The sequence below is a fragment of the Kitasatospora sp. NPDC038210 genome (genome assembly GCF_055600605.1).
Window position 1 is genome coordinate 232,544 of sequence record NZ_JBVJYK010000015.1, and the last position, 17,197, is coordinate 249,740.

The following is a 17,197-nucleotide window of genomic DNA, read 5'->3' on the forward strand; positions in this document are numbered from 1 at the left end:
GCACATGACCCGATAGCACCGTCCACCGGGACAAATCGGTCGACGGGCCGAGGAGTTGGCCCTTTAAGCAGATGCCCGCCATTCCGTTCCGGAGAAATAATCCGTTCATGGAAGAGCCCCGAAGCGAACCGGTCACCCTCACCACCCAGCGCCTCGTGCTGCGCGCCCCGGGGGCATCGGACATCGACGCCGTCTTCGCCGCCTGCCAGGACGCGGAGATCCAGCGCTGGACGGTCGTCCCCTCCCCGTACCGGCGCGAGGACGCGGAGTTCTTCGTGCGCGATCTCGCCGTCGACGGCTGGCGCACCGGCGCGAACCGGATCTGGTGCGTCTTCGAGCGCGGGTCCGGCGCCCTGGTCGGCTCGCAGGGCCTCGTCCTGCGCGAGAACGACCCGGGCTGCGCCGAGATCGGCTGGTGGGCCACGAAGGAGTTCCGCGGCCGCGGGTACACGGTCGAGGCCGCCCGCGCGGTCTCCCGCTTCGGCCTGCGCGAACTCGGCCTGCGCCGCCTGGAGTGGATGGCCTACGTCGGCAACGACGGCTCCCGCGCGGTCGCCGAGCGGGTCGGCTACCGCTTCGAGGGCACGATGCGCTCGTACGCCGAGCAGCGCGGCGTCTTCCACGACGCCTGGGTCGCCTCGCTGCTGGCCTCCGACCTGGACTGAGGTGGCCCCGCTGCCACCCCCGGCGCCCGGGGCGGCTGTCAGTGGCCGGGGCTACGCTCGCCGGCATGACCGCCGCAGCCCCGCACAGCGCCCCCGTCACCGTCCTGAGCGCCGACGACGCCCGCCGGATCGCCCTGCGGGCCCAGGGCCTGCTCGGCGCGCCCGACCGCCGGGCGGGGGTGCGCGGGGTGCTGCGGCACCTGGGCGCCGTCCAGCTGGACACCATCTCGGTGCTCGCCCGCTCGCACGAGCTGGTGCCGTACGCCCGCCTCGGTGCGGTCGGCCGCCCGGCCGTCGAGGCGGCGTACTGGGGCGGCGGCACGAGCTTCGAGTACTGGTCCCACGCGGCCTGCGTCCTGCCGGTCGAGGAGTGGCCGCTGTTCGCCTTCCGGCGCCGCCGCTACCGCGACCGCGGCCACCTCTGGGGCCACCAGGTCACGCCCGAGGCCTACCGGCTGGTACTCGACCGGCTGCGCGCCGAGGGGCCGCTGACCTCCACCGAACTGGGCGGCGCCAAGAAGACCGCCGAGTGGTGGGACTGGTCCGACACCAAGATCGCGGTCGAGCGGGCGCTGGCCTTCGGCGACGTGGTCTGCACCGAGCGACGGAGCTGGAAGCGGGTCTACGCGCTGGCCGAACAGGCCATCCCGGACGCACTGTTCGGGCAGGAGCGGTCGGACGAGGAGTGCGTCCGCACCCTGGTCGCCCAGGCCGGCGCCGCGCTCGGCGTGGCCACCCGGGCCGATCTGCTGGACTACCACCGGCTGCGCGCCGAGGAGTTGGACCCGGTGCTCGCCGACTGCGGGCTCGTCCCGGTCGAGGTGGCCGGGTGGGGCCCGGACGGCACCCCGGCCCCGGCCTGGGCCGACCCGGCCGCCCTGGCCGGCGCCCCGCGCGGACGCCACCGCACCACGCTGCTCTCACCGTTCGACTCGCTGATCTGGGACCGCGCCCGCACCGAGCGGATCTTCGGAATGTCGCACCGGCTGGAGGCCTACACCCCCAAGCACAAGCGGGTGCACGGCTACTTCGCGATGCCGCTGCTGGCCGGCGGCCGACTGGTCGGCCGGGTCGACCCGGCCCGCGAGGGCCGCACCCTGATCGCCCGACAGGTCTCGCTGACGGACGACCGGGGCCGCGGCGCCCGGCACCTCGAACCGCTGGCGACGGCCCTGCGCGAGGCGGCGGCCTGGGTCGGCTGCGACACCGTACGGGTCGAGGCGCTGCACGACGAGCGGCTGCGCCCGGCCCTGGAGAAGCTGCTCGCGGACGGGTGAGCCCGGCCTCGCGGGAGCGGCCGGCGGGCGGGTGCACCCGCCCGGCCCGGCTCACCCTATTTCGAGGATCTTCTCCCGCATCGCGTACACCACGGCCTCCATCCTGGAGTGCAGTTGGAGCTTCTCCAGGATGTTGCGCACGTGGTTCTTCACGGTGTTCTCGCTGATGAACAGCTCCTTGGCGATCTCCCGGTTGTTCATCCCGGTCGCCACCAGCTTGAGCACCTCCAACTCCCGGTCGGTGAGCCGGGGTGCGGGCACCAGGTCCCGGTCGTCTGAGCGGCGCTGGATCATCGACTTGAACTCGGTGAGCAGCTTGGAGGCCATCGAGGGGCTGATCTGCGACTGCCCGTCGGCGACCGCGCGGATCGCGGTGGCGACCTCGTCGGTGGAGATCTCCTTCAGCAGGTAGCCGGTGGCGCCCGCCTTGATCGCCTCGTAGAGGTCGGCCTCCTCGTCGCTTATCGTCAACATGATGATCTTGGTGCTGGGCGCCACGTCCTTGATCGCCGTGCAGGCCTCGATCCCGCTGCGGCGCGGCATCCGGACGTCCATCAGGATGATGTCGGGCAGCAGGTCGGCGGCCTTCAGCACGGCCTCGGCGCCGTCCCCCGCCTCGCCGACGACCTTGATGTCCGGCTCCTCCGCCAGGACGATCTCCAGCCCCCGCCGGAACAGCGCGTGGTCGTCCACCACCAGCACACGGATCGGCTCACCCCGGTGCGGCGCGTACGCGGGCTCCTCCTCCGGCCCCAACGGCAGCCCGGGCCCAGCCGCGGGCCCCAGCCCGAAGTGATCCCCCATCCGCTCCTCCCCCTTCGCGGGTCGTCGTGCGCCAATCATTCCACGCCCGGGCCCCGCCACGGTCACCCTCCGGTGCCAATTCCCTCGCATCGGGTGACCCCTGCCCCGGGACCCGACCGCGGTCGAACCATCCGGCCCCCGAACGCCGGTGACCCCGGCGGCCGCGGCCACCGGGGTCACCCCTCCATCGCTGTTCGGACGGTCAGTCCTCGTCGTCGGCCCCGCCGATCGCGCCGCCCGCGCCACTGCCCGGCCCGGCCTGCAGGTCCGTCTGCAGGTGGATGACACCGTAGTTGTAGCCGTGCCGGCGGTAGACGACGCTGGGCAGGCCGCTGTCCTTCTCCACGAAGAGGTAGAAGTCGTGGCCGACCAGCTCCATCTCGTAGAGCGCCTGGTCCAGCGCCATGGGGGCGGCCGGGTGCGTCTTCTCCCGGACCACCAGCGGGCCTTCGCCCTCCACCTCCAGGGATCCCATCATGGTCTTGCGGACGGCGCCGTTCGTGCCGCCCTCCAGCGACGGCTCCGGCAGCGCGGCCAGGGCCGCGGTCGCCTCGGCGACGCTGATGGGGGTGCGGCCGTTCGCGCCGCCCTTGTGCACCCGGCGCCGGTCTGCGGACTTGCGCAGCTGCGCGTCGAGCTTCGCCGAAGCCAGGTCGAGCGCCGCGTACGGGTCACCGGCGGCGGCTTCGGCCCGGATCACCGGCCCACGGGTACGGAGGGTGATCTCCACCCGCTCCGACCGGTCGGCCTGCCGCGGGTTGTGCTCCTTGGACACCTCGACGTCGAGGCTGATCACCTTGCCGTCGAACTTCTGGACCTTCTCCAGCTTCTCGGCCACGTGCTCGCGGAACCTCTTGGGCACCTCGGTCTTGCGGCCCTTGACGACGATGTCCACGCAGAACTCCGATCCCTCGTGCTGACGCCGATCCGGGTGCTACCGGATCGGACTGAGACCCAGCTGGACCAGCCCATCCACTGCCGGCCCCCCGCCCCCGCCAGCGGCGGGAAACGACTGGCCCTCACCTCACTTCCTCCCCACCAGGGACGGTTGAAACCCCCCTGGTGCCTTATCGAACACCTCACGCGGGGTTTTCGCCTCCCCGGGCGGGAAGGGGGGTATGACCCGATACTGCGATCGGGCGGTCAAGCTGTTGCACCCTGTCTACCCTCCCCAGGGTGAAGTATGGGTAAATACCTGGACAACGACCCCCATACGGCGCATCCTTTGCTCACTCCCCGTGCCTGCCGCCGCCAGGAGCACCCGTGCCGCCGCATCCCCCCTCCATCCGTCCACCGTCCGCACACGGACCGTTCGGCCACGCACTGGCCGGGCTGCTGGACGTCCTGCTCCCCGCGAACTGCGCCGGCTGCGGCAGCGAACGCACCCAGCTCTGCCCGGTCTGCCGCCGGATCCTCGCCACCGCGCGGCCCGGCCCGACCCTGCTGCCCTGGGCGCACGCCGCTGCCCCGTACGCCGACCCGGTCCGGCAGTTGCTGCTCGCGCACAAGGAGCGGGGCGCCCTGCGGCTGGCCGGTCCGCTCGGCGAGGCCCTCGGCCGGGCGGTGCGGTCCGCACTGGGGCCGCGGGCCGGTACCGCGCCGCTGCTCCTGGTGCCGATGCCCTCGACCCGCGCGGCCGTCCGCGCCCGCGGGCACGACCCGACGCTGCGGCTGGCCGGGGCCGCCGCCCGCTCGCTGCGCCGGGCCGGCCTGGACGCCCGGGCCGCGTCGATGCTGCGTCACGCCCGACCGGTCGCCGACCAGACCGGGCTGAACGCGGCGGAGCGCCGCCGCAACCTGCACGGCGCGCTCACCGTGCTGCCGCGCGCGCGGTCGGGCCTGGCGGGGCGTCACCCCGTCCTGGTGGACGACCTGGTGACCACCGGGGCGAGCCTCGCCGAGGCCGCCCGGGCGCTGGCCGACGCCGGCCTGCCGGCCCGGGCCGCCGCCACGGTCGCCGCGACCGAGGTGCACCCGGCGGGGTGACGGGCGGGCCGGGCGGAGGCCGCGGGGGCGTCAGCCCGTACGAACGGCGCGCCGGACCGGCCCGGACGGCGTGTCGGCCCGCGCGGACGCGGCGTCAGCCCGGGTCCGGACCCGTCGTCAGCCCGCGTAGAAGAAGGACCGCGGCTTGTCGATCAGCGGGGCCTCCCGCCACTGGTTGTTGACGAGGCGGTAGGCCTTGAGCTCGCTCGGCTTGCCGTCCGGCTGCTTGACCTCCGCCATCGCGAGCACCGGCGGCGCCTGGGTCAGGCGGTCGCCCCGGGACTCCGAGGCCGCGACGGTCATCATGCTCTCGGCGCTCTGCAGCTGGGTGTCCGTGCTCTGCGACCCGTCGGTGCTGATGAAGTAGAGCTGCTGGGTCCGGTCGGCTTCCTTGCCCAGCACCAGCAGCTGGTCGGTCTCCGCCCAGGACACCGAGGCGACGTCGGTGAGCGTGGGGGCCGCCCGGCGCAGCCCGGTGATCTTCACCGTCGGCGCCTGCGGGGTGCCTCCGTGCACCACCAGGCCGAACATCAGCGAGCGGATGGCCACGCCCGGGGTCTTGACCACCAGGGCCACCCGGACACCGTCCGAGGAGATCTTCAGCGACTGCACGGTCTGCCCGGTCAGGCCCTCGACCGGAACGGTGTACGACTTGTTGCCGCGCACCATCACCACCCGCTGCCCCTGCTGGTTGCGGTCCACCACCCAGAGGTCGCTGCGGCCGTCCCAGCTGGGCGAGGCGAAGCCGTCCTCCTTGTCGCCGGACTTCGCCTGCGAGGTGAGCACCGGGTCGCCGAGGCCCACCGCGGCGTCCGTCAGCGGCACCGAGTAGACCTGGTGGCCGTCCTCGCTGATCGCGGCGGCCTGGGAGCCGCTCCGGCTGACCGCGATGGCGCCCAGCGCTGGCTTGGTGTTCGACTGCGGTCGGCCGAGGATTCCGTGGACCGGGTCCCCGGGTCGGCCCTCGTCGGTCGACACCAGGGCGCCGTCGGCACGCTGGTAGTACTGCGTCGTGGGCGTCGGCCCGGCCAGCGCGCCGGGGCCGGTGGCCGGCACGTCGGTGCGGCTGGCGGTGCAGGAGCCGCGCTGCCCCTTCAGTTCCAGCCGCTCGACCTGGCCCTTGCCCTGGTCGGCGAGGGTGTAGAAGAGCTGGGTCGCCATCCGCCGGCACGCCATCGGCTCGCTGACGTCCACCGCGCCGAGCTGCACGTGGGCGATCCGGCTGTCGTCGATGGTCACCCGGTCGACCCTGGCACCGTTCGGGAAGGCCGTCCGGACCACCGGCGAGAGCCAGGTCGAGGGCCCGTCGGCCAGCGCCTGGGCGGCCGTGGTCAGCGGGTCTATTCGGCGCCGCAGGTAGATCGGGTCGGCGACCAGCACCTCCTGGCCGACGTTGCCGGAGGCCACCGCGGACGGGTCCGGCGCGGTGTAGAAGAACCGCTCGACCTGCCGGAAGCTGTTCCGGAAGTTGGTCTCGTTCATGATCACGCCGGGCGGCAGCTTGTCGATCCGCCACTCGCCGTCCTTCTCCCGGACGAAGGTGAAGTCGGAGGAGACGTTGTTGTTCTGCCCGGCCACCTGCAGGTACGAGCGCCTCTCGTCGACGCTGGCGACCAGCTGCCCGCTCACCGTCACCGTGGCCTGGGAGTCGGCGTCGACGACGTCCTGGCCACCGGGGATGGTCGTGGACGAGAGCACCCGGATCCCCGCCTCCGGCTTCCAGGCCGCGGCGGCGCTCTCGGTGAGGTACTTGCGCGCGGTCTCGTACCCCTCGTCGGCGGTCACCGCGTCCAGGAACCCGGTCAGCAGCTCGCGCGGCTTGGCGCCCTTGCCGGGCGCCACCGGGTAGACCCTGGCCTGCAGGTTCTTGTCCGCCGAGCCCTGGTTCAGCTCCACCTTGGTGATGCCGCCGGAGTCGGGCATGGCCGCGCAGCCGCTCGCCGTCAGGGCGAGCAGCGCGCCGGCCACCGCGAGGAGCCGCGGCTCAGTCCTGTTGCTCGTCCCTCGCACGCTGCGACCCCTCCACGTCCGTCCCACCCGTCACGTCCGGCTCCGCCGTCCGCTGTGCCACCGACGGCCGTCCGGGCGTCGGGTCCACCATGACCTGGGCGCCGGTCGCCCCGTAACCCGCGCCCGCCGTCCGCACGTCCGAGGGGTCCGAGCGCGGGCCCTCGGGCATCCGGCTCCGACCGAGGCCGGGGCCGATGTTCAGCACCCCGCCGAGCCCGCTGCCGAAGCCGGCTCCGCTGCCGTCCGGCGCCTCCGCGGGATCCTCGGCGACGGCCATCGCCGTCGAGCCGACCGGGCTGATCGCCCGGCGGTACGGCATGCCGTACGTACCCAGGCCCCGGTTGTTGCGGGAGTCCTCCGGTTCGAGGCGGAACGGCGCCCGGGAGATCTCGCCGCCGCGGGTGCGCGGCAGGGTGAGCCGGAAGTGCGACCCGCCACCGGGCTCGCCCCAGGCCTGGAGCCAGCCGCCGTGCAGGTGGGCGTCCTCGACCGCGATGGACAGGCCGAGGCCGGTGCCACCGGTGGTCCGCACCCGGGACGGGTCGGCCCGCCAGAAGCGGTGGAACACCCGGGACGCCTCGCCCGGCTTGAGGCCGATGCCGTAGTCGCGCACGCCGACCGCGACCGCGCCGTCCGCCGAGCCCAGCCGGACCACCACGTCGCGGCCCTCGCCGTGCTCCAGCGCGTTGACCACCAGGTTGCGCAGGATGCGCTCGATCCGGCGGGAGTCCACCTCGGCCAGCACCGGCTCGCCGTCGCCGCGGATCACCACCGCGCTGCCCTTGGCCTCGGCCAGCGGCTCGGCGGCCTCGACCACCCGGCCGACGATCTCCCGCAGGTCGACCGGCTCGGCGTCCAGGATGGCGGCGCCGGCGTCGAAGCGGCTGATCTCCAGCAGGTCGGCGAGCAGCGACTCGAAGCGGTCCAGCTGGCCCTGCAGCAGCTCCGCGGAGCGGGCCGCCATCGGGTCCAGGTCCTCGCGGCTGTCGTAGATGAGGTCCGCGGCCATCCGCACCGTGGTCAGCGGGGTGCGCAGCTCGTGCGAGACGTCCGAGACGAACCGCCGCTGCACCCGGGACAGCTCCTCCAGCTGGCGGATCTGCGCCTGCAGCGCGTTGGCCATCCGGTTGAACGACTCCCCGAGGCGGGCGATGTCGTCCGTCCCGGTCACCTTCATCCGCTCTTCCAGGTGCCCGTCGGCGAGCCGCTCGGAGATCCCGGCGGCCATCCGGACCGGGGTGACCACCTGGCGCACCACGACCCAGGCGATGCCGCCCATGAGGATCACCACGAACACGCCGGCGGTGGCCAGCGTGCCGGTGACCAGGTTGAGGGTGTCGGTCTCCTGGCCGAAGGAGAACACGTAGAACATCTGGTAGCTGTTCCCGGCCGGGCCGACGAACTGCATGCCGAGGGCCAGCCCGGGCTCGGACTTCACGCTGCTCTCGGGCGCGCGGTGGATCCGGGTCGGCTGGTCGAACATCTGGCCGGGCTCGGACATGAGCTTGGCCCGCAGGGTGTCCGGGATGCTGCTGGGCTGGATGTCGCCCGAGTAGCGCGGCGCGAAGCCCCCGGTGTCCGGGACGACGGCGCCGGTGCCGGGTGCCATCGCGATCACCGAGTAGACGGTCTGCCCGCTCCCGGCCAGGTCGTTGACCTGCCGCAGCAGCCAGGTGCCGGTCTCGTCGACGGTCGGGTCGGCGGTGCCCCGCAGCTTCTGGTCCCTGGCCTCGTCGATCTTCTTCTGCTCGACCTGGAAGCCGATCCTCGCCTGCGCCCGCGCGGCGTCCATCTTGGTGTCGAGCAGGCCGGTGCGCACCTGCGCCACCACGACCACGCCCAGCACCAGGACCACCGCGATGGAGGCCAGCAGGGACACCGCGACCACCCGCAGCTGGATCGACCGCCGGTACAGCGCGGTCACCCGGTGGGCGGGACGGCGCAGCTGACGCTTCACCAGCCCGACCAGGCCGGACGGGCCGCGTCGGCGGCGGGTGGTCGAACTCAGCACGTCCCCGCGCACGGCCCCGGCCCCGTCGGTCGCGGTACCCGACGGGGTCTCGTCAGCCCGGTCCGTCACGTCAGCTGGGTCCGGCCTTGTAGCCGACGCCGCGGACGGTCACCACGATCTCGGGGCGCTCCGGGTCCTTCTCGATCTTGGAGCGGAGGCGCTGCACGTGGACGTTGACCAGGCGGGTGTCCGCTGCGTGGCGGTAGCCCCAGACCTGCTCCAGCAGCACCTCGCGGGTGAACACCTGCCAGGGCTTGCGGGCCAGCGCGACCAGCAGGTCGAACTCCAGCGGGGTCAGCGGGATGCCCCGGCCGTCCCGCTTCACGGAGTGACCGGCCACGTCGATCACCAGGTCGCCGATGGTCAGCTGCTCGGGCGTCGGCTCCTCGGCGCGGCGCAGCCGGGCGCGCACCCGGGCCACCAGCTCCTTGGGCTTGAACGGCTTGGTGACGTAGTCGTCGGCGCCCGACTCCAGGCCCACCACGACGTCGACCGTGTCGGTCTTGGCGGTCAGCATGACGATCGGGATACCGGACTCGGCCCGGATCTGCCGACACACGTCGATGCCGTCCCGACCGGGCAGCATCAGGTCGAGCAGGACCAGGTCGGGCTTGGTCTCCCGGAACGCGGCTAGCGCCTTGTCCCCGTCGGCGACGAAAAACGGCTCAAAACCCTCACCACGCAGCACGATGCCGAGCATCTCGGCCAGTGCGGAGTCGTCATCAACGACGAGGACGCGTCCCTTCATGCGTCCATCTTCTCATTACCGGATTGTGACCTGCCGCACAGCAGTGTCATTGCTCCAGAACGGCCAACTCCCGCTGCCGGTGAATTCCGGCCATACCGGGCGAATGACCCCCGGTGGAGCACCTCCGAACCGTCCGCGGCCCGCCGCCCGCGCCACCGCGGCCACCCGTTGCCGATCAGCAACCGGATCCCCATGGGGCCTGCTACCACCCCATGGCACGATTGGCGCTGCGCGCGGGTGGAAGATCCATCCGGAGTCGCGCCCACGACGCCCCTCCGAGGAGCAGTGATGACCGACACCCCGGGCTGGGCCTCGCCCGGCTCGTCCGAGCCACCCCGCGACGGCGTCCGGCCCCCGGTCGACGCGCCCGCCGCCGTGCCCGGGCCGTCGGCACCACCGCAGGCCACCCCCGGCCGGAACGCCCACCCGGGCGAGCAGGCCCGCCCGCAGTGGGGACAGCCCCCCGGCAGCCGGCAGCCGTACGGCTGGGGCGCGCCGCAGAGCCCCAAGCCCGGCGTCATCCCGCTGCGCCCCCTCGGCATGGGCGAACTGCTCGACGGCGCCGTCAGCACCGTCCGCCGGCAGTGGCGGACGGTACTCGCCCTCTCGCTCGGCATGGCGGTGATCGCCCAGGGCGGCACCGTCCTGGTCGACCTGCTGGTCAAGGGCAAGACCGGCACCGCCACCCAGGCCCTGCGGCTGGTGGCCGCCCTGCCGCTGCAGCTGCTGCTCGACGTGCTCGCCGCCGCACTGCTCACCATCGTCGTCAGCCGCGCCGTGCTCGGCCGCTCCGTGACCGCCGGCGAGGCCTGGCGCGACGCCCGGCCGCGGCTCCTGCAGCTGCTCGGGCTCACCCTGCTCACCGCCCTGATGGGCCCCGGTGTGGCCCTGCTCGGCTTCGCCCCCATGTTCGGTTACACCGCCGGCGGCGCCGACGAGCCCGCGACCACCGCGCTGCTGTCCCTGGTCGGCCTGCTGGCCCTGCCGGTGGCCGCCTGGCTGTGGATCCGCTACAGCCTCGCCGCCCCCGCGCTGATGCTGGAGAAGCAGGGCGTGACCGCCGCGCTGTCGCGCTCGCGGCGCCTGGTCCGCGGCTCCTGGTGGCGGATCCTCGGCATCACGCTGGTCAGCAAGGTGCTGTCGATGGTCGTCGCGGTCGTCATCGCCGTCCCGTTCCGCGTCCTCGGCGTACTGCTGGGCCTCGACAGTCTCGGCGGCCGGGGCCTGACCGACGCCGCCCAGCAGGGCGCCGGCATGGTGGCCCTCATGGCGGTCGCCGGGATCATCGCCGGCACCCTCACCACCCCCTTCATGGCCGCCGTCGGCGTCCTGCTCTACGTCGACCAGCGGATCCGCCGGGAGGCCCTGGACATCGAGCTCGCCCGCGCCGCCGGCCTGCCCGAGTACGGCGGCACCGGCTGGGGCGGACAGGCCGACCAGACCCCGGCGGGGCGCTGAACCGGATGCCTACCTGGGGGGACAGGCTCCTCGCCGCGGGCGGCGCCCCGGTCACCGTCCCGCGCGATCCCGCGCGCGACGCCGCCCGGGACGAGCTGCTCGACGCCGAGTACCACAAGCACGACCCGTCGGTCCTGCAACGGGTGACGGACTGGTTCTGGGACCACATCTCCGGCGCGCTCGGCAGCATCTCCGGCGACGGCACCGACGGCACCACCGGCCTCGTGCTCTTCCTGATCGTCGCGGTGCTGATCGGCGCCGCACTGTGGTGGCGCCTCGGCGCACCCCGACGCGCCGCCCGCACCCTCGGGGACGTCTACGGCGTCGAGGGCCCGCGCAGCGCCGCGCAGTACCGGGCGGACGCCGCCGGGCACGCCGCCGCCGGGCGCTGGACCGAGGCCGTCCGCGAACAGATGCGCGCCCTCGTACGGGGCCTGGAGGAGCGGACCCTGCTCGACCCCCGCCCCGGCCGCACCGCCGACGAGGCCGCCGCCGAGGCCGGCCGGGCGCTGCCCGAGCACGCCGCCGCCCTGTCCGCGGCCGCCCGGACCTTCGACGACATCGCGTACGGCGAGCGCACCGCCGACCAGGCCGCGTACCGGCTGCTGCACGAGCTGGACCGGACGCTGGAGCGCTCCCGTCCCGTCCTCGCACCGGGCCCGCCGGCCGTCCCGGCCCCCGTGCCGAACCAGGCCCCGGGAGGAACGGCATGACCGCCACCGTCCCCGCCCCGCCGGTGGCCGGGGCGCCCCCCGGCGCCGCCCCGACCAGCCTCGCCCCCACCGGGCGCGGCCTGTGGCGCCGCGCCCGCTGGTACCTGGCCTTCCTCGGCGCCCTGCTGATCGGCGCCCTCCTCGTGACCTCCCTCGGCCGGGACCACCTCTACCCGCCGCTCGACCCGCGCTCGTACGACGCCGACGGCGCCCACGCCGTCGTCGCCCTCCTCGAACGCCAGGGGGTCACGGCCGGGTTCACCACCGACCCGACCGGCAACCCGACCGGCCCGGACACCCTCGTGCTGCCCGAGCCCGACCTGCTCTCCGCCGACCAGCTGCGCGCCGTCGCGGCCGCCCGGCACCGGCGGCTGGTCCTGGTCGCCCCGGGCCCGGCCGCCCTCACCGCGCTCGCACCCGGCATCCGGCTGTCCGAGGAGGACGGCGGACTGCCGTACGCCTCCGTCCGCAGCACCGACGCGGACTGCTCGCTCATCGAGGCCGCCCGGGCCGGCAGCGCCCACCTCGGCGGCATGCTCTACACCAGCGGCAGCCGCGGCGAGGGCTGCTACCCGCGCGGCCACGGCTACCCCCTGGTCGGCACCCGGAACGACGACGGCGGCGACGTCGTCGTGCTCGGCAGCGGCGCCTTCCTGCAGAACGGAAAGCTCGCCGCGGACGGCGACGCCGCCCTCGCGCTCGGCCTGCTCGGCTCGCAGCCCCGCCTGACCTGGCACCTGCCGGACTACTCCGCCCAGCTCGCCGAGGGCAACGGCTTCAAGAGCTTCGAGGACTACATCCCGGGCGGCTGGCACTGGGCCTACTACCAGCTCGTCGTCGCCGCCGGGCTCGCCGCCCTCTGGCGCGGCCGACGACTCGGACCGGTGGTCAGCGAGGACCTGCCCGTGGTGGTCCGCGCCTCCGAGACCACCGAGGGCCGGGCCCGCCTCTACCGGCGCGCCAAGGCCCACGGCCACGCCGCCGAGGCCCTGCGCCGCGCCACCGCCCACCGCATCGCCCCGGCCCTGGGCGTCCCGCTCCGGGCCGGCGCGCCCGACCCCGAAGCACTCTGCGCGGCCGTGGCCGACCGGCTCCCCGACCGGCCCGCCGGGGACGTCCGGGCCCTGCTGTACGGCCCGCCCCCGACCGACGACGCCGCACTGCTGCGGCTCGCCGACGACCTCGACACCCTCGAAAGGCAGGTACGGAACCCGTGACCGACCAGGCAACCGCCCAGCTCCGCACCGTTCCCGGCACGGCGACCGCCACCCCCGGCAGCACCGACCCGCGGGCCGCGCTGACCGCCCTGCGCGCCGAGATCGGCAAGGCCGTGGTCGGCCAGGACGCCGCCGTCACCGGGCTGGTGGTCGCGCTCCTCTGCGGCGGCCACGTGCTGCTGGAGGGCGTCCCCGGCGTCGCCAAGACCCTGCTGATCCGCACCCTCTCCACCGCGCTCAGCCTGGAGACCAAGCGCATCCAGTTCACCCCCGACCTGATGCCCGGCGACGTCACCGGTTCGCTCGTCTACGACGCCCGCACCGCCGAGTTCTCCTTCCAGCCCGGCCCGGTCTTCACCAACCTGCTGCTCGCCGACGAGATCAACCGCACCCCGCCGAAGACCCAGGCCGCCCTGCTGGAGGCCATGGAGGAGCGCCAGGTCACGGTCGACGGCGAACCGCGTGCGCTGCCCGTCCCGTTCCTGGTCGCCGCGACCCAGAACCCGGTCGAGTACGAGGGCACCTACCCCCTGCCCGAGGCCCAGCTGGACCGCTTCCTGCTCAAGCTGGTCCTGCCGCTGCCCGACCGCGACCAGGAGTTCCAGGTCCTCGCCCGGCACGCCGCCGGCTTCGACCCCCGCGACCTCGCCGCCGCCGGCGTCCGTCCGGTCGCCGGCCCCGAGCACCTCGCCGCCGCCCGCGCGCAGATCGCCAAGCTGACCGTGTCCCCCGAGGTCCTCGCCTACATCGTCGACCTCTGCCGGGCCACCCGGCAGTCCCCGTCGCTGTCCATCGGCGTCTCCCCGCGCGGCGCCACCGCCCTGCTCGCCGCCTCGCGGGCCTGGGCCTGGCTGGCCGGCCGCGACTACGTCACCCCGGACGACGTCAAGGCGCTCGCCCTGCCCACGCTGCGGCACCGGGTCGCGCTGCGCGCCGAGGCCGAGATGGAGGGCGTCACCGCGGACTCCGTCATCCAGGCGGTCCTCGCCCAGACGCCCGCACCCCGCTGACCGGACCGGTCCACCCGCCCCCCTCCCGATCCCGCCGGATCCGCCCGATCCATCGCCCGCGCCCCGTCGCCCGTCGTCCCGTCGCGGGCCCCGGGGCGACGGGTCTCCGAAGGAGCGCACCGCATGGCCCTCACCGGGCGAACCGCCCTGCTCGCCGCGCTCGGCGCGCTCGTCGTGGGCCTGCTGCTGCCGTCGACGTCCGGGATCTGGCTGGTCACCGGCGTGGTCCTGCTCGCCGCCGCGGTGGACCTGGTGCTCGCCGCCCCCGTCCGCGACCTGCGGTTCGAGCGGGGCGGCGACACCACCGTCCGGCTCGGCGAGCCCGCGTCGGTCGAGTTGACCGTCACCAACCCCTCCGGGCGCCTCCTCCGCGCCCTGGTCCGGGACGCCTGGGCACCGTCGTCCTGGCGCCCCGGCACCGCCGAGAGCGCCTCCCGGCACACCCTCACCGTCCCGGGCGGCGAACGGCGCCGGACCGTCACCGTGCTCGGCCCGACCCGCCGCGGCGACCACCACGCCCACCGGGTGACGGTCCGCTCGTTCGGCCCGCTCGGCCTCGCCGCCCGCCAGGGCTCCCACCTGGTCCCCTGGACGGTCCGCGCGCTCCCTCCGTTCGCCAGCCGCAAGCACCTGCCCTCCCGGCTCGCCCGCCTGCGCGAACTCGACGGCCGCACCTCGGTGCTCACCCGCGGCCAGGGCACCGAGTTCGACTCCCTGCGCGAGTACCTGCCCGGCGACGACGTCCGCTCCATCGACTGGCGCGCCAGCGCCCGCCGCAACACCGTCGCCGTCCGCACCTGGCGCCCCGAACGCGACCGCCACATCCTCGTCGTCCTCGACACCGGCCGCACCTCGGCCGGCCGCGTCGGCGACGCCCCACGACTGGACGCCGCCCTCGACGCGGCCCTGCTGCTCACCGCGCTCGCCACCCGCGCGGGGGACCGCGTCGACCTGCTCGCCCACGACGCCGTCAAGCGCGCCGCCGTGGCCGGTTGTTCGGCCCACGAGGTGCTGCCCGCCTTCACCAACGCCATGGCCGGCCTGGAGCCCGCACTGCACGAGACCGACATGCGCTCGCTGGTCTCCACGGCCCTCAAGATGGCGCCGCACCGCTCGCTGATCGTCCTGCTCACCGGCCTCGACGCGGCGCCGGTCGAGGACGGCCTGCGCCCGTTGCTGCCGCTGCTCACCAAGCGCCACGAGGTCGTCCTGGCCTCCGTCGCCGACCCGCGGCTGGACGTCCTCGCCGCCGGCCGCGGCACCGTCGAGGCGGTCTACGGCGCGGCGGCCGCCGAGCAGACCCGTGCCGACCGCCGCACCACCGCCGACCGCCTCACCCGGTACGGCGTCACCGTCCTCGACGCCCCGCCCGCGCGGATCGCCCCGGCCCTGGCCGACACCTACCTGGCACTGAAGGCGGCCGGCCGCCTCTGACCCGCCCCGGCAGGCCCTCAGCGTGGCCCACGGGCGTTCAACCCCGCATTGAGCCGGGCCGCCTGACGCGTCAGGAAGTCGCGCTCGGCGAGGTTGGACGCCTTGTGCGCCGCCTCGACGTACAGCCGTGCCGCCGTACCCGGGTCGCCGTCGCGCTCGTGGAGGTACGCCGCCACCGCGGTGTGGCGGGGCAGCGAGTCGTCGAGCTCCGCGAGCGCCGCCAGCCCGGCCCGCGGACCGTCCGCCTCGCCGACCGCCACCGCACGGTTGAGCCGGGCCACCGGACTGTCCGTCAGCCGTACCAGCTCGTCGTACCACTCGACGATCTGCACCCAGTCCGTCTCCCCGGCCGTGGGCGCGTCGGCGTGCAGCGCGGCCACGGCGGCCTGGGCCTGGAACTCGCCCAGCCGGTCGCGGGCGAGGGCTCCCTGCAGGATCCGGACGCCCTCGGCGATCAACCCGGTGTCCCACCTGCTCCGGTCCTGCTCGGCCAGCGGCACCAGGCTGCCGTCGGGCGCGGTCCGGCCGGCCCGCCGGGCGTGGTGCAGCAGCATCAGGGCCAGCAGTCCCGCCACCTCGGGGTGGTCGATCGCGGCCGCGAGCTGCCGGGTGAGCCGGATGGCCTCGGCAGCGAGGTCGACGTCCCCGGAGTAGCCCTCGTTGAACACCAGGTACAGGACCCGCAGCACGGTGGAGAGGTCACCGGGCTGGTCGAAGCGCACGCCGGACACGGTGCGCTTCGCCCGGCTGATGCGCTGGGCCATGGTCGCCTCGGGCACCAGGTAGGCCTGAGCGATCTGGCGGGTGGTCAGACCGCCCACGGCCCGCAGGGTGAGCGCCACCGCCGAGGACGGCGTCAACGACGGGTGGGCGCACAGGAAGTAGAGCCGGAGCGTGTCGTCCACCTCGGTCGCGGGCCCCGGCTCCGGCTCCTGGTCGACCAGGTCCTCACGCCGGCGTCGAGCGGTGTCCGACCGCGCCGCGTCGAGGAACTTGCGCCAGGCCACCGTGACCAGCCAGCCCTTGGCGTCACGGGGCTGATCATCGGGCCAGACGCGGACCGCCTCGACCAGCGCTTCCTGTACGGCGTCCTCGGCCGCCGCGAAGTCGGCTCCGCGGCGGACGAGGATCCCGAGCACGCTCGGTGTGAGGCTCCGGAGCAGGGCCTCGTTCATCGGGAGGGTCACTCCGTGATGGTCGGCGGCTCGGCCAGGAACGGACGCAGCTCCAACCACTCGTGGATCGGCTCGCCGCCGGCCCCCGGCGCCGCCGACAGCTCCCCGGCCAGTTCGACGGCACGCTCGTAACTGTCGACGTCGATCACCATCCAGCCGGCGATGAGGTCCTTGGTCTCCGCGAACGGACCGTCGGTGACCGGCGGCCGGCCCTCGCCGTCGTACCGCACCCACGTCCCCTCGGGGGCGAGCGCCTGGCCGTCGACGAACTCGCCGGTCTTCTCCAGACGGGCCGCGAAGTCCTGCATGTACCGGATGTGCGCGGAGATCTCCTCCGGCGTCCACTGGTCCATCGGCACGCAGTTCACCGCGTCCGGGGCGCCTCGGTAGTGCTTGAGCAGCAGGTACTTGGCCATCGTGCTTCTCCCTCGATGCTGGTGCCACCCATTGTGGGCCGCTCTCACCCCGGGGACGGAGCAGACCACGGGTTCTCGACATCGCCGACCAAGATTTTTTCGAGAGGCTTCCGTCCGGCCCCGCACAGGTCCGGAAATGCAAAGAACCCCTGATCCGAGTGGATCAGGGGTTCTTTGGAATGATTGTTCGGCGGCGTCCTACTCTCCCACAGGGTCCCCCCTGCAGTACCATCGGCGCTGTGAGGCTTAGCTTCCGGGTTCGGAATGTAACCG

15 protein-coding genes and 1 rRNA gene are annotated in these 17,197 nt (G+C 74.2%); 8 read left to right on the forward strand and 8 right to left on the reverse strand.

The features are described from left to right. Positions 1–107: 107 nt before the first annotated feature. Both ACZ7KX_RS28810 and ACZ7KX_RS28815 read left to right on the forward strand, forming a co-directional pair. Positions 108–665 (forward strand): GNAT family N-acetyltransferase, encoded by a 558-nt coding sequence (locus ACZ7KX_RS28810; RefSeq protein ID WP_470328991.1) that lies wholly within the window; start codon positions 108–110, stop codon positions 663–665. 65 nt (positions 666–730) lie between these two features. After that, complete coding sequence (locus tag ACZ7KX_RS28815) at positions 731–1,942, forward strand: winged helix-turn-helix domain-containing protein (RefSeq protein WP_470328992.1); 1,212 nt, start codon at positions 731–733, stop codon at positions 1,940–1,942. A gap of 51 nt (positions 1,943–1,993) precedes the next feature. On the opposite strand, the gene ACZ7KX_RS28820 is transcribed toward ACZ7KX_RS28815, so the two are convergent. Together ACZ7KX_RS28820 and hpf are read right to left on the reverse strand one after the other, a co-directional pair. Then, entirely contained in the window at positions 1,994–2,746 is a 753-nt protein-coding gene (locus ACZ7KX_RS28820; protein ID WP_350521751.1) for a response regulator transcription factor, read from the reverse strand. Between the two features lie 202 nt (positions 2,747–2,948). After that, positions 2,949–3,641, reverse strand: a complete 693-nt coding sequence (gene hpf, locus ACZ7KX_RS28825; protein ID WP_350521750.1) for a ribosome hibernation-promoting factor, HPF/YfiA family — start codon at positions 3,639–3,641, stop codon at positions 2,949–2,951. 368 nt (positions 3,642–4,009) lie between these two features. Here hpf and ACZ7KX_RS28830 point away from each other — a divergent pair, with 368 nt between their 5' ends. After that, positions 4,010–4,732: a ComF family protein gene (locus ACZ7KX_RS28830; RefSeq protein ID WP_470328993.1), complete on the forward strand. Its 723-nt coding sequence runs from the start codon at positions 4,010–4,012 to the stop codon at positions 4,730–4,732. Between the two features lie 117 nt (positions 4,733–4,849). On the opposite strand, the gene ACZ7KX_RS28835 is transcribed toward ACZ7KX_RS28830, so the two are convergent. From ACZ7KX_RS28835 to mtrA, 3 genes are read right to left on the reverse strand one after another with little or no spacing between them, the layout of a single operon-like run. Further along, complete coding sequence (locus ACZ7KX_RS28835; protein ID WP_470328994.1) at positions 4,850–6,742, reverse strand: LpqB family beta-propeller domain-containing protein; 1,893 nt, start codon at positions 6,740–6,742, stop codon at positions 4,850–4,852. Next, on the reverse strand, positions 6,717–8,822 hold the full coding sequence (gene mtrB / locus ACZ7KX_RS28840) for an MtrAB system histidine kinase MtrB (RefSeq protein WP_470328995.1): 2,106 nt from the start codon (positions 8,820–8,822) through the stop codon (positions 6,717–6,719). Before mtrB ends, ACZ7KX_RS28835 begins: the two co-directional genes overlap by 26 nt. A 1-nt stretch (position 8,823) precedes the next feature. After that, positions 8,824–9,501 carry an MtrAB system response regulator MtrA gene (gene mtrA / locus ACZ7KX_RS28845; RefSeq protein ID WP_030061806.1) on the reverse strand — a complete coding sequence of 226 codons (678 nt, stop codon included), beginning with the start codon at positions 9,499–9,501 and terminating at the stop codon, positions 8,824–8,826. 288 nt (positions 9,502–9,789) lie between these two features. On the opposite strand from mtrA, the gene ACZ7KX_RS28850 reads away from it, so the two are divergent. The 5 genes from ACZ7KX_RS28850 to ACZ7KX_RS28870 all read left to right on the forward strand — a co-directional run bounded on the left by ACZ7KX_RS28850 (position 9,790) and on the right by ACZ7KX_RS28870 (position 15,333). Beyond that, positions 9,790–10,959, forward strand: coding sequence for a DUF7847 domain-containing protein (locus ACZ7KX_RS28850; protein WP_470328996.1), 1,170 nt, complete (start codon positions 9,790–9,792; stop codon positions 10,957–10,959). Positions 10,960–10,964: 5 nt separating this feature from the next. Next, on the forward strand, positions 10,965–11,672 hold the full coding sequence (locus ACZ7KX_RS28855) for a DUF4129 domain-containing protein (RefSeq protein ID WP_470328997.1): 708 nt from the start codon (positions 10,965–10,967) through the stop codon (positions 11,670–11,672). Next, a complete protein-coding gene (locus ACZ7KX_RS28860) occupies positions 11,669–12,889 on the forward strand; it encodes a DUF4350 domain-containing protein (RefSeq protein WP_470328998.1) in 1,221 nt (406 codons plus the stop codon). The genes ACZ7KX_RS28855 and ACZ7KX_RS28860 overlap by 4 nt, the downstream gene beginning before the upstream one ends. After that, positions 12,886–13,899: an AAA family ATPase gene (locus ACZ7KX_RS28865; protein WP_396550493.1), complete on the forward strand. Its 1,014-nt coding sequence runs from the start codon at positions 12,886–12,888 to the stop codon at positions 13,897–13,899. The genes ACZ7KX_RS28860 and ACZ7KX_RS28865 overlap by 4 nt, the downstream gene beginning before the upstream one ends. Positions 13,900–14,022: 123 nt before the next feature. After that, the gene (locus ACZ7KX_RS28870; RefSeq protein ID WP_470328999.1) at positions 14,023–15,333 is read left to right on the forward strand and encodes a DUF58 domain-containing protein; all 1,311 of its coding nucleotides are present in this window, start codon (positions 14,023–14,025) and stop codon (positions 15,331–15,333) included. A 17-nt stretch (positions 15,334–15,350) separates the two neighbouring features. Here the strand turns inward: ACZ7KX_RS28870 and ACZ7KX_RS28875 are convergent, their stop codons facing one another. The 3 genes from ACZ7KX_RS28875 to rrf all read right to left on the reverse strand — a co-directional run. After that, positions 15,351–16,508, reverse strand: coding sequence for an RNA polymerase sigma factor (locus ACZ7KX_RS28875; protein ID WP_470329006.1), 1,158 nt, complete (start codon positions 16,506–16,508; stop codon positions 15,351–15,353). Between the two features lie 8 nt (positions 16,509–16,516). Next, positions 16,517–16,924 carry a YciI family protein gene (locus ACZ7KX_RS28880; protein ID WP_350521743.1) on the reverse strand — a complete coding sequence of 136 codons (408 nt, stop codon included), beginning with the start codon at positions 16,922–16,924 and terminating at the stop codon, positions 16,517–16,519. 185 nt (positions 16,925–17,109) lie between these two features. Then, positions 17,110–17,197: ribosomal RNA gene (gene rrf / locus ACZ7KX_RS28885) — 5S ribosomal RNA — on the reverse strand; the annotation flags it as partial.